The organism is Streptomyces sp. NPDC127068, from assembly GCF_042724695.1.
Taxonomy (GTDB): Bacteria; Actinomycetota; Actinomycetes; order Streptomycetales; family Streptomycetaceae; genus Streptomyces.
On record NZ_JBHXEN010000033.1, the window covers coordinates 82,439 to 93,843 of the forward strand.

The following is an 11,405-nucleotide window of genomic DNA, read 5'->3' on the forward strand; positions in this document are numbered from 1 at the left end:
TGCCGGTCACCCCCGCACATGCCGGGCGAAGAACGACCGGACGAGCCCGCGCACCGCGGGCACGGTGACGCGCGGATCCGCCCCGCCCACCATGGCGGCACGTCCGGCAGCGGTCATCAGGCCCGCCTCGTGGAGTTGGGGGACCAGGGCCGCGTAGTCGGTGAAGACCCAGTGCGCGGTGCCGTCCAACTGCCGTCGGGTGACGGGGCCCGCGTGGGCGAGGAGCGCTGCCCAGGACCGGTCCAACCGGGCGTTGCGGAAGCCGTCGGTGCCGGCCAGGAGCAGCGGCCGGACCGTGCCCTCGCGGGCCACCGGCAACAACTCGCCGTCCAACTGGTCGAGATACCCCTCAAGGTTGACGGCGGCGGCTATCCGCCGGTCCTCGTGGAGCGCCTGCACGGCCGCGGTGCCGCCTGCGGAATGTCCGTAGACCCCGACCCGCTCCGGGCCGAGCGCATCGAGGACGAAGCGGAGGTCGGCGACCCGCGTGTCGATCACGGTGCGGAAGGTCGCCGCGTCGAGGTCCGGCCGCAGCACGGTCGTCCGGACCCGGTCGCGGCCCGGCCGCTCGTCGGGGAACTCCACCTCGCTCCCGTCCCCGGGGTGGTCGACCAGGATCACGGTCCAGCCGTGGGAGGCCAGGTCGATGGCCAGCGAGCTGCCCATCGTGCGGGCGTCGCCGCCACCCGGGCTGTAGAGCAGTACGGGCCGCGGCCCGGGCCGCGGCGGGGCGCCGGCCCGGGCCCGGGTCAGGGTGGAGGACCAGTCGACCCCGGTGGCCGGCAGGTGAGGCCGGATCCGGTGGGCGAGCAGGGTGAACGCTTCGGCGGCGCCGGGCGTCAGGTGCGGAACGCGTGGGAAACCCGGACGGGCCGACGCCGGCCGGAGAACGGTGACCATGAGCTCGCGCACGCCGATCCCGGGCGCCCACGGGTCGTTGCGCGAGCTGTCGACGAGGTGCAGGACCCGGGCACCGACCGGGTACGGGCCGGTGGGCCCGGGCAACCGGAGGCGGGCCGCCCTACAACGCCCGGGCGCCGAGGTCGAGCCGGGGGCGGTGGCCGCGAGGAACGGGGCGGTGCCGCCGACGAGGGCGATCTTGGCGAAGGAACGGCGGCCGGGTACAAGGGGAAAGGGCATGAGCGGCATCCTGGGGGCGGGCACGGTGCCCGGGCGAAGCGTGCGGCCGGGGCCGAAAGGCTTGCCCACAGGGGGGAGACCTGCGTGACCCGGATCCACTTCACCTCGGATGACTTCACGCGGGTCCGGTTCGCCCCTCGCCCCTCGCCCGTACCCGAACTGCACGCCGCCCTGCTGATGTTGGGCTCCAGGAACGAGAACCTGCTCTTCGGGCGCTGGCGGAACAGACTCCGGCGCACCCTGCCGGGCGCGGCCGAACCGCTCGCGGACCTGGCACCGAACGGACTGGCCCCCCGCTTCCTCGACGTCCTCGGCGACACGCTGGACGAGGGGATCGCATTGATCAGGTCGGCCCGACCGGAGTCGGTCCGGACCGGGATCGAGCAGGTCTACGGGCGACGGGCGGCCCCGCCGTGGCTCCGCGCACTGCACGGCGGGGACCCCGACGCCTGGCGGACCTGGGACCGGGCGCAGCGCGCGGCCCACGGGACGGTACTCGCGCCGGTGTGGCCCCTGGTCCAGGACCTGCACCGAGCGGAGTTCACCCGCTTCGCCCTCGCCGTCGCCGAGCACGGCCTCGGTGCTGCCCTGATCGACCTGGCGCCGGGGTCGCGGTGGCGGGACGGAGTCTGGGAATGGCCCTCTTCGGACGTCCCGGATGTGCGGGACGTCCACCTCGGTGGTCGCGGACTGGTCCTGCGCCCGACGTTCCACTGGCGTCGCGGCCCGCTCGTCCAAGGGCTGCCCGACCGTCCGACCGCGCTCGCCTACCCCGCGGGCCGGGGGCTGCCGCCCGCCCCGGGCGGAGTCGGCTCCCCGGCCGAACCCCTCGCGGGAGTCCTCGGACGCACCCGGCTGGCCCTGCTGCGGGCCCTGGAGGAACCGTCCACGAACACGGCACTGGCGCGCCGCGTCGGCGTCAGCGACGCCACCGCCTCGGCGCACGCCTCGGCCCTACGGGCGGCTGGTCTCCTGACCACCACCCGCACGGGCCGTTCGGTGAGCCATGCGCGCACACCCCTGGCGGAGTTGCTGCTGACGGGCGGCCCGCCCGCCGGTTGACCGGCGAGGGCCGCCCGGAGCCCGCTGCCGGTGCGGGCGGCCCCACCCGCACCGGTCCTCAGCTCGCCCCGCCGGGCGTGTTCATCCTGCCCTCCCACGGACGGTGCCGCCCCGGTTCGAGACCGGGGCGGGCGACCCCGTCACCGCACGGGCAGCGGGGTGACCCCCTGCGCGCCCTTCGCACCCTGCGCCCCGCCCGGTTCCGTCCCGCAGAACTCCGCGTTCAAGGGCGCGGCCAGGTCGTCGCCCTTCCAGTCGCTGTTCACGTTGAAGGCCAGCGAGTGCTTCCCGTCCTCCGTGGTGACGGCCAGGGACAGGGAGCCGAGCCAGCCGCCGCTGTGCCCCCAGACCGTGGTGCCGCACGCCGTCCGCGTCTTCATCAGGCCCAGGCCGTAGCCGGTGTCCGGGTCCGCGGCGTCGGGCACCAGGGTCTTCATCGCCGCGAGCTGCTCCGGAGGGAGCACCTTGCCGCCGAGGAGGGCGCTGAAGAAGCGGGTCAGATCGCTCGCGCTGGAGATCATGTCCCCGTCGGCCCAGGCCTGGGTCCCGTTCTGGAGGGTGACGTCGTAGACCTTCGGCGCGGCGAGGTCCGGCGACAGCTTGGAGTACGAGCGGCTGCTCGGCTTCGGCAGGCCTACGGTGTTGCCTGGCATGACCGTGCCGCGCAGCTTCAGCGGCTTGATGATCCGCTCCCGCACTTCGCGTTCGTAGGAACGCCCGCCGGCCTTCTCCATGATCAGTGCGGCCAGTACGTAGTTGGTGTTCGAGTACGCGTGGTGAACACCGGGCGCGGCGGTGGGCGGGTGCTGCATCGCCACCGCCACGGCGGCCTCGGGCGTGCGCGCCTTGAAACGGTTGTGCAGGTAGTTCGGGGCGTACATGTAGTCCCGGGTGTAGTCCGGGTCGTTCAGGTAGTCGTGCACCCCGCTGGTGTGGTTCAGCAGTTGACGGATCGTCATGTTCCGGCCGTCGTGGCCGTTGCCGCGCACCAGGCCGGGCAGCCACCGCTCCACCGTGTCGTCCAGGTCGAGCTTGCCCTCGGCCTCCTGCTGGAGCAGGACCGTCGCCACGAACGTCTTCGTGATGCTGGCGATCCGGAACCGGTCGTCCTTGCCGCGGGGCGCACCCGTCCTGACGTCGCCGACGCCCGCCGCGTCCTTCCACACCCCGTGCCGGTCCCGTGCCTGCCCCGTGATCCCGTAGACCCCGTTCCGCACCACCAGGTCGAACGCGCGCTGGGTCGCCCCGTGGCCCGTTCCACCAGTGGTGCCCCGGGCCTGGGCCGGGACGGTGAACGCGGTCGCCAGGACGGTCGCCGCCGCGATCCCGACCATTCCCGTCCGCGTCCAACTCCTCGTAGCCATGCGTCTGCTCCTTCGTTCGTACGACCGGTCGACGATCTCCGCACAGGAGGACCGCCCGGCCCGGCTCCGGGTTGACTCCCGTCCGCCCGGCACCTGTTGGCGTCACCCGAGTGGCGCCGTCCGACCCGGCCGGCTCCGCGCCCGCCGAACGCCCGGGCGGCCGTCGCCGGACCCGGACGTCGAGGCGTACCCGGGGCGCACCGGGGTTCGCGACCGCTTCGTCCGGTAGCGCACGCCCCCCATCGGCGGAACCCTGGGTACGAGACCGGGAGGCACCGGGCCCGGTGCCGGAATCGCGGAGGCGCACATGCGGCGGACGGACCAGGCGGACCACGGCCCGCCGACCGGCCACGGCCCGCTCCGCTACGCACCGACCCTGCCCGGTACGGGCCAGCCCGTACCGGAGGGAACGGCACGCACCCTCGCCGCCGCCGTGGACGGGCCCGCCGAACCGGTCGGCGGCGGCCCCGGGCTGCGCGACGCGGCGTGCGGGTACTGGGCACGGCGGGGGCTCACGGTCCGACGGCACCAGGTCGCCGCCGCTCCCGGCGGGGCGGTCCTCCTGCTCGCCCTGGCCGCCGCGCTGGGCGGTGACGTCCTGGTGCCGCGTCCCTGCGCCGCCTGGTGGCTCCCCGAAGCCCGGCTGCTGGGCCGCACCGCGTACCCGGTGCCGACCCCGGCGGAGTGCGGCGGGGTCCCCGACCCGTACGCGCTGCTGGAGACGGTGCGGCGGGTGCGCGCCGAGGGCGGCGACCCCCGGCTGCTCGTGCTCGCCGTCGCGGACGACCCCACCGGTACGGTCGCCCCGCCCGAGGTGCTCCACGAGGCCGTCGAGGCCGCCGCCGGGGCGGGGCTGCACCTCGTCAGCGACGAGACCTGGCGGGACACCGTCCACCCCGGGCCGGACGGTCCGAGGACCGTGCTGGCCGGTCCCGCCGGGATGCTGCCGGACGAGGTGACCGTGCTGATCGACCTGGCCGGCGCGTTGCTGCCCGGTGCGTGGCCCGCCGCGGTCGCCCGGTTCCCCGCCACCGACCGGGGCGCGGCCCTCCACGACCTCGTGCTGGACGTCCTCGCGGGCACCGGCGCGTTCCTCGCGACGCCCGTCGCCGCCGCGGCGGCGTACGCGCTCACCGAGCCGCCCGAAGTGACGGCACGGGGTGCCACCGCCGCCCGGGTCCACGGCGTCCTCGCCGCCGCCGTCCACCGGGAGCTGCGGCGGGCGGGCGCCCTGGCGCTGCCGCCCCGCGCCGGACGGCAGCTGTACGCGGACCTCGGGCCGCTGCGCGCGGCGCTCACCGCCCGCGGTGTCGGTGACGCCCAGGACCTGGAGGACCACCTCACCGGGCTGCTCGGCACGCCCACCCCCGGCGGGCACCGCTTCGGCGACGACCTGGGCGCGCTACGGGTCCGCCTCTCCACCGAGCCGTTCCTCGGTGTCACCGCCGCGGAGCGGGCCGCCGCCCTCGGCGCCGCCGAACCACTCGCCGAACCCCCGGTACGGGACGCACTGACGAGGTTCGCGGCGGTCCTGGACGGCCTGCGCACCGACACCCGGCGAAGGGAGCCGCCCCGATGACCGCCCCCCCGACCCGGCCGACCCGGCCGACGGTGCGGCCCGACGCCGATGACCCCCCGCGACCGGCAACCGGCTCCACCGGACCGACGACCGCGCCCCGCCCGGTCCCCGACACGGTCCCGCCCGCTCCGCGCCAACTGTGGCCCGCGTCCTTCGCCGACCGGCTCACCGCTCCGCTGCCCGGACTGCGGGGCCTGGCCCGGTTCGCCCGCGAGGGTGCCCTGCGACCCGGCCCCGAAGCGCTCCGCGACATCCCGGAGCTGCCGTACGATCCCGGGCCGCTGCCCCGTACCGACGCCCGGACGGTCGCCGTCACCTGGGTCGGGCACGCCAGTTGGGTGGTGCGGATCGGCGGGCTGACCGTACTCACCGACCCCGTGTGGTCCCGCCGCATCCTCGGCACCCCCGCGCGGGTGACCCCCGTCGGGGTGGCCTGGGACGCGCTGCCGCCCGTGGACGCCGTCGTCATCAGCCACAACCACTACGACCACCTGGACGCCCCCACCCTGCGCCGGCTGCCCCGCGACACCCCCGTACTGGTCCCGGCGGGCCTCGGCCGCTGGTTCCACCGGCGGCGGTTCAGCCAGGTCACGGAACTCGACTGGTGGCAGGGCACCGCGCTGGGCGGGGTCCGCTTCGACTTCGTGCCGGCGCACCACTGGTCCAAGCGCACCCTCCTCGACACCTGCCGCAGCCTGTGGGGCGGCTGGATGCTCACCGACGCGCACGGGCGGCGGGTCTACTTCGCCGGGGACACCGGGTACGGCCACTGGTTCGGTCGGATCGGCCGCCGCTACCCGGGCATCGACCTGGCGCTGCTGCCGATCGGCGCCTACGCACCCCGCTGGTGGCTGCGGGACGTGCACTGCGACCCGGAGGAGGCCGTCCGGGCCGCGCGCGACCTCGGGGCCCGCCGGATGGCCCCCATGCACTGGGCCACCTTCCTGCTCTCGGCCGAACCCGTCCTCGAACCCCTCACCCGGGTACGGGCCGCCTGGCGCGCGGCCGGACTCGACCGGGACGACCTGTGGGACCTCCCCGTCGGCGGCAGCCGGCTGCTGCCCGCGGGCTGACGCCCCCCTGCCGGTGGTCAGCCCGGCGTGGACCGGGGGCCGCGCAGCCGCCGCCACAGGGCGGGCACCGCACTCAGCAGCAGGGTCAGACCCACCGCCGTGGCGACCCCCTCCCAGGGCTCCGCGAACAGCGCCCCGCCGAGGATGCCGATCAGTTGGTACGTCACCGCCCAGGCCAGGGCGGCCGGAACGGCCCCCCGGGCGAAGCGGCGCAGCGGCCACTCGGCCATCAGGCAGGCGAGCATCACCGGGACACGGCCCGCGGGGACCAGCCGGGACAGCACCAGGACCGTCACCCCGTGGTCCCGTAGCCCCTGTTGCGCCCGCTCCAGCCGGTCCGCGGGGGCGTGCGCGCGGATCGCCGCGAGCCAGCGCGAACCGCCCTTGGACCGTATGCCGCGCTGCCCCAGCCAGTAGAGCGCGAGGTCCCCGGTGAGCGCCGCCAGGGCGGCCACCGCGAAGACCGCGAGCAGGGCGAACGGCACGGTCTGGTGGAAGGCGACGACCGCCGCCGAACTCACCAGGGCGCCCGTCGGCACCACCGGTACCAGCGCACCGATCAGCACCAACAGGAACAGCGACGGATAACCGAGGGCCTGCTGGGTGGACTCGGGCGGCACCGCGGCAGCGGCCAGCCAGTTCACCGGTCGACCTCCGGCCGGACGCTCTCGCCGTGCCCGAGCAGGTGCACCGCCACCTCGGGCGCGCGGGCGGCGGTCAGCCGGACGAACTCGTCGCCGGGGGAGTAGAACTCGTGGGGGCGCACCCCGTCCATGCCGATCGGCCAGTAGGTGCCGAAGTGCACCGGCACCGCGCAGCCCGGCGCCAACCGGGCCGCCGCCTCCGCCGCCCGGCCCGCGTCCAGGTGCCCGTGCCCGAGGAACGGTCCCCAGCCGCCGACCGGCAACAGGGCCACGTCCACCCGCCCCACCTCGGCGGCCATCCCCTCGAACAGGCCCGTGTCCCCCGCGAAGTAGGTGCGGGCCTCGCCGTTCACCACGAACCCCAGCGCCGGGATGTGCCGGGGGCCCACCGGCAGGCGCCGCCCGTCGTGCGCGGCGGTGACCGCCCGCACCACCAGGTCGCCGTGCGTCGCCTCCTCGCCCGGTCCGATCTCGGTGATCCGCAAGCCGGTGAGCCGGCGCAGCGCCGGTACCGCCCGCCGGGCACCGCGCGGCACCAGGACCCGGGTACCGGGCGGCAGCGCGGCGAGCGAGGGCACGTGCAGGTGGTCGGCGTGCAGATGCGAGACGAGCACCAGATCGGCCGCCCGCGCACGCTCCGTGGGAAGGGCGCCGCGCCGTCGCCGCAGATGGGCCAGGCGCCGGGCGAACAGCGGATCGGTGAGGACCCGGGTTCCCGAGTCCTCGACCGTGCAGGTGGCGTGCCCCCACCAGGTGATCTCCACCGGCACCGCTTTTCCTCCTCCGCGCGACTCCCCCCGAGCCTACGGGCAGCGATAGGGTCGACGCCCGAACGATGACGTGAGGGGCACCCCATGAATGGCGGCGTTGGCGGCCTTGGCGGCGACGGCGGTGACGGCTGCGAGGGGGCCGGCGGCGCATCGGGCACGGTCCGGGTCGCGGCGATCGCGAGCCTCACCCCGCTGGAGGAACTGGACGCCGAGCCGTTCCTGGTGGACTCCCGCAGCCAGTACGCGATGTGCGCCCGCTGGGCCGCCGCCCAGGGTTACGTCATCACCAGCGAACTCCTGGTGCACGCGCTCCGGCACGACCACTGCGCGCTGTGGGTCGACGTGGACGAGGGCCAGGTCGACCTGTTCGTGGCTCCGAGCCGTCGGGTCCTGGAACGGGCGCTCAGCTCCGTGGACGCGTTCACCGAGGAATGCGCCCGGCGCGGGGTGCGCGTGGAGACGGTCGGCAGCGAGGAACCCGCCTACAACGCCGAGATGAAGGCCCGGGTGCACCGCAGGCTGTCGATGCCGACCGCGGGTTACGACGGCCGCTGACCCGGGCCGGGGCCGCGCCTGTACGCGGGGCGCCCGTACGCGGGGCTCAGGGCGTGCCGAACCGTTCCCGCGCGGCGCCCCGCAACCGGGTGCCGGGAACCCCGCGCCCGAAGGCGACGAGCAGGAGTTCCTGGGCCGGGCCCACCAGCTCGGGACCCGTACCGAAGGACCAGTCGAGGTCGTCGGCGACGAGCCGCACCCCGGTGAGGTCCGCGCCGAAGAACCGCCCCGACTTGACCGTCACCCGTTCCAGCAGGGGACGCAGCCGCTGGTGCGGCACCTCGCGGCCCAGCCCCAGGGCCACCGTGATGTCCAGACCGTGCACCACGTCGTGGCCGAGCGCCGCCGCGATCCCGCCGACCGGGGGACGCCACGGATGGCGGGCGTGGTCACGCAGGGCCGCCGCGAGCTGGGAGGTCCCGAGCGCCGCCGCGTCCGCGCGGGCCCGGCGGTCCGTCATCCGGTGCAGCCCGCCCCGGGCGCGGACCAGCTCCCACAGCACCCGCGGCAACGGGTACCGGAAACCCAGCGACATGTGCGCCGCCACCTCCCGCACCCGCCACCCCGCGCACAGGGAGGGGGCGTCCCACTGCTCGGGGGCCAGCGTGTCCAAGAGGTCGGCCAGCTCCCTGCGCTCGGCAGCGATGGCGTCCCTGACGAAGTCGTCGTCCGTGCGTTCACCCATGCCCCGAGCATGATCGCCACCAGTCCATAAGTCCAAGAGTGAAAAGTGCTGCCAGCCAGCACCGATGCTTATGAGGCGGTCGGGTGCGGGAGGGCTCGCGGGCGGGCGTGCGCACCAGGAGCAGGGCGCACCCGCTCCTGCCGTCGCGCCCCCGTACGCCGGAGGGTTCCCCGGCGCGGATGTGCAAGGCTGGAACGCAGAACCAAGAGCGCGTGAGGCGGGTGGAACGGCGAGTGGCCACGACACGATGGCGGGGGATCATCAGTGCCGCATGGCGCTCGATCACCGTGTGGGCGGTCAGCACGCTCACCATGCTCGTCCTCGCCGGCATCCTGCCGGACTTCCGCCTCCAGTCGCCCGACGGCGACAGCGCCACCCGCATCGCGATCACGGCAGCACTCGGCGCCGGAGCGTTCGGCCTGCTCAGTGCCGTGGTCTGGCCCCTGCTGGTGCGCACCCTGCTCCTCGTCCCGGCCCTCGTCCTCGGCCTGCTGGTCTTCTTCCTGAACGGCTCCCTGCTGCTCCTCGCGATGCGCCTCAACCCGGCGGGCCGGGGCGAGGTCGCACCGGAGACCGCCGTGGTCGTCGCCGCGGTGATGTCCGCGGTCGCCTCGGCGACCGGCGCGGCCCTCGCGGTCCGCGACGACGACGCCTACCGCCGCCGGCTCTCCCGCTTGGCCGACCGGCGCCGCCGCCGCGCCCCGGACACCGGATGCCCACGCACCCCCGGCACGGTGTTCCTCCAACTCGACGGCGTCGGCCACGACGTCCTCGTCTCCGCGATCGGCAAGGGACTGATGCCCACGGTCGCCGCCTGGCTCGGCGGCCCCGCCCGCTCCGACGACCCCGCCGGCTCCGATGGCTCCGACGATGAGGTGTCGCGCTCCACCCACCGCCTCACCCCCTGGCGCACCGACTGGTCCAGCCAGACCGGGGCCAGCCAACTCGGCATCCTGCACGGCAGCAACCACGACGTCCCCGCCTTCCGCTGGTACGAGAAGGACACCGGCGAGGTGATGGTCTGCAACCGTCCCACCAGCGCCGCCGAACTCCAGCGCCGGGCCGTCCGGCGCACCGGCGACGGCGGCCTGCTCACCGTCGACGGCGCCAGCCGCGGCAACCTGTTCAGCGGTGGCGCCGACCAACTCGCGCTGGTGCTGTCCGTCTCGGCGCGCCGGGGCCCGCAGAACCGTTCCCGCGCGGGCTACTTCGCGTACTTCAGCGATCCGGCGAACGCGGTGCGCACCGCCCTGTCCTTCGTCGCGGAGGTCGCCCGGGAGCTGGGCCAGTCCACGTACGCACGGCTGCGCCGGCACCGACCGCGGGTCTCCCGGGGCGGGCTGTACCCGCTGATCCGGGCGTTCGCGACGGTCGTGGAGCGCGATGTGGTGGTCGCCGCCGTGATCGGCGACATGCTCGCCGGCCGCGGCGCGGTCTACGCCGACCTGGTCGCCTACGACGAGGTCGCCCACCACTCCGGTCCCCGCGGTCACGACACGGAACGCGTGCTGATGCGCCTCGACCGGTCCCTCGCCCTGCTCGCGAAGGTCGCCGACCACGCCCCGCGCCCCTACCGGATCGTGGTCCTGTCCGACCACGGGCAGAGCCCCGGAGAAACGTTCCTCGGGCGTTACGGCCTCACCCTCGGCAACCTGGTGCGGGCGGGCTGCGGCCTGCCCGTGCCCCGGCGCGCGGGTCGCACCCACAGCGGTGCCGAGGCCCGGGCCGCCGTCCGCGCCGCCCTGCACCGCCCCGTCGAGGAGACCCCCGTCCCGGCCACCCCGGCGCGCGGCTCCGAACCCGTCGTCCTGGCCTCCGGGAACCTGGGACTGATCTCGTTCCCCGACGTGCCGCACCGGATGACCCGCCAGGAGATCGACCGCCGCCACCCCGCGCTGCTGTCCACGCTGGCCAACCATCCCGGGATCGGGTTCCTCCTGGTCGCCGACGAGGTGCACGGCGGAGTGGTGCTCGGTGCGCGCGGCGTCGAGGTCCCGTTGGCCGATCTGGACCACGATCCGGGCCCGCTCGCCGAGTTCGGGCCCGGGGCTGCCCGGGCGGTTCGCCGCACCCACTCCTTCCCGCACGTCGCGGACGTCATGGTGAACTCCTGGTACGACCCCGTGGACGGTGAGGTCCTCGCGTTCGAGGAACAGATCGGTTCGCACGGCGGCCTCGGCGGCAGCCAGAACCTGCCGTTCCTGCTCTCGCCCCTCGACCTGCCCGATCCGCTCGCCGATCACAAGGAACTCGTCGGTGCGGAGCAGCTGTACGAACTGTTCCGTTGCTGGCTCGGTGCTGCGGAGGGTCCCCAGGTGCCGGTTTCGCTCACGCACCCTGGGCGTACGCGGGCCGGTACGTTCCGCCGCACGTAGGCGGTTCCCGCGAGGGTGCGTGGTGGTCACCCGCGCAGTTCCCCGCGCCCCTTCAGGTGCTTCCGCTGCACGTGCGTTGCTCCTGTGCGGGTGCGCTGTGGTCGTGCGCAGTTCCCCGCGCCCCTATCGGGGCCCTTCCCCCACAGGCCCACCAGAAG

Annotated in this window: 10 protein-coding genes; 5 read left to right on the forward strand and 5 right to left on the reverse strand. The window is 75.2% G+C overall.

What is annotated here, in order from left to right:
• Positions 1–6: 6 nt before the first annotated feature.
• Positions 7–1,140, reverse strand: a complete 1,134-nt coding sequence (locus ACFWIA_RS21500) for an alpha/beta fold hydrolase (RefSeq protein WP_387007459.1) — start codon at positions 1,138–1,140, stop codon at positions 7–9.
• Between the two features lie 84 nt (positions 1,141–1,224).
• On the opposite strand from ACFWIA_RS21500, the gene ACFWIA_RS21505 reads away from it, so the two are divergent.
• A complete protein-coding gene (locus ACFWIA_RS21505; protein ID WP_387007461.1) occupies positions 1,225–2,202 on the forward strand; it encodes an ArsR/SmtB family transcription factor in 978 nt (325 codons plus the stop codon).
• A gap of 140 nt (positions 2,203–2,342) precedes the next feature.
• Here ACFWIA_RS21505 and ACFWIA_RS21510 read toward each other — a convergent pair whose 3' ends face one another.
• Positions 2,343–3,566, reverse strand: a complete 1,224-nt coding sequence (locus ACFWIA_RS21510) for a serine hydrolase domain-containing protein (RefSeq protein WP_387007463.1) — start codon at positions 3,564–3,566, stop codon at positions 2,343–2,345.
• A gap of 307 nt (positions 3,567–3,873) precedes the next feature.
• On the opposite strand from ACFWIA_RS21510, the gene ACFWIA_RS21515 reads away from it, so the two are divergent.
• Both ACFWIA_RS21515 and ACFWIA_RS21520 read left to right on the forward strand, forming a co-directional pair.
• Positions 3,874–5,145 (forward strand): aminotransferase class I/II-fold pyridoxal phosphate-dependent enzyme, encoded by a 1,272-nt coding sequence (locus tag ACFWIA_RS21515; RefSeq protein WP_387007465.1) that lies wholly within the window; start codon positions 3,874–3,876, stop codon positions 5,143–5,145.
• Entirely contained in the window at positions 5,142–6,218 is a 1,077-nt protein-coding gene (locus ACFWIA_RS21520) for an MBL fold metallo-hydrolase (protein ID WP_387007466.1), read from the forward strand. The genes ACFWIA_RS21515 and ACFWIA_RS21520 overlap by 4 nt, the downstream gene beginning before the upstream one ends.
• Before the next feature lie 17 nt (positions 6,219–6,235).
• On the opposite strand, the gene ACFWIA_RS21525 is transcribed toward ACFWIA_RS21520, so the two are convergent.
• Complete coding sequence (locus ACFWIA_RS21525) at positions 6,236–6,862, reverse strand: DedA family protein (protein ID WP_387007468.1); 627 nt, start codon at positions 6,860–6,862, stop codon at positions 6,236–6,238.
• Positions 6,859–7,632, reverse strand: a complete 774-nt coding sequence (locus ACFWIA_RS21530) for an MBL fold metallo-hydrolase (protein ID WP_387007469.1) — start codon at positions 7,630–7,632, stop codon at positions 6,859–6,861. Before ACFWIA_RS21530 ends, ACFWIA_RS21525 begins: the two co-directional genes overlap by 4 nt.
• An 84-nt stretch (positions 7,633–7,716) precedes the next feature.
• On the opposite strand from ACFWIA_RS21530, the gene ACFWIA_RS21535 reads away from it, so the two are divergent.
• Positions 7,717–8,187, forward strand: a complete 471-nt coding sequence (locus ACFWIA_RS21535) for a hypothetical protein (protein WP_387007471.1) — start codon at positions 7,717–7,719, stop codon at positions 8,185–8,187.
• A gap of 46 nt (positions 8,188–8,233) precedes the next feature.
• On the opposite strand, the gene ACFWIA_RS21540 is transcribed toward ACFWIA_RS21535, so the two are convergent.
• The gene (locus ACFWIA_RS21540) at positions 8,234–8,872 is read right to left on the reverse strand and encodes a maleylpyruvate isomerase family mycothiol-dependent enzyme (protein ID WP_387007473.1); all 639 of its coding nucleotides are present in this window, start codon (positions 8,870–8,872) and stop codon (positions 8,234–8,236) included.
• Positions 8,873–9,051: 179 nt separating this feature from the next.
• Between ACFWIA_RS21540 and ACFWIA_RS21545 the strand changes: the two genes are divergently transcribed.
• Entirely contained in the window at positions 9,052–11,247 is a 2,196-nt protein-coding gene (locus ACFWIA_RS21545; protein ID WP_387007475.1) for a phage holin family protein, read from the forward strand.
• Positions 11,248–11,405: the final 158 nt, after the last annotated feature.

Bases quoted from the DNA above. Each gene is read 5' to 3' on its own strand.
- ACFWIA_RS21500 (WP_387007459.1), bottom strand. From the start codon at position 1,140: ATGCCCTTTCCCCTTGTACCCGGCCGCCGTTCCTTCGCCAAGATCGCC.
- ACFWIA_RS21510 (WP_387007463.1), bottom strand. From the start codon at position 3,566: ATGGCTACGAGGAGTTGGACGCGGACGGGAATGGTCGGGATCGCGGCG.
- ACFWIA_RS21515 (WP_387007465.1), top strand. From the start codon at position 3,874: ATGCGGCGGACGGACCAGGCGGACCACGGCCCGCCGACCGGCCACGGC.
- ACFWIA_RS21520 (WP_387007466.1), top strand. From the start codon at position 5,142: ATGACCGCCCCCCCGACCCGGCCGACCCGGCCGACGGTGCGGCCCGAC.
- ACFWIA_RS21535 (WP_387007471.1), top strand. From the start codon at position 7,717: ATGAATGGCGGCGTTGGCGGCCTTGGCGGCGACGGCGGTGACGGCTGC.
- ACFWIA_RS21540 (WP_387007473.1), bottom strand. From the start codon at position 8,872: ATGGGTGAACGCACGGACGACGACTTCGTCAGGGACGCCATCGCTGCC.
- ACFWIA_RS21545 (WP_387007475.1), top strand. From the start codon at position 9,052: ATGTGCAAGGCTGGAACGCAGAACCAAGAGCGCGTGAGGCGGGTGGAA.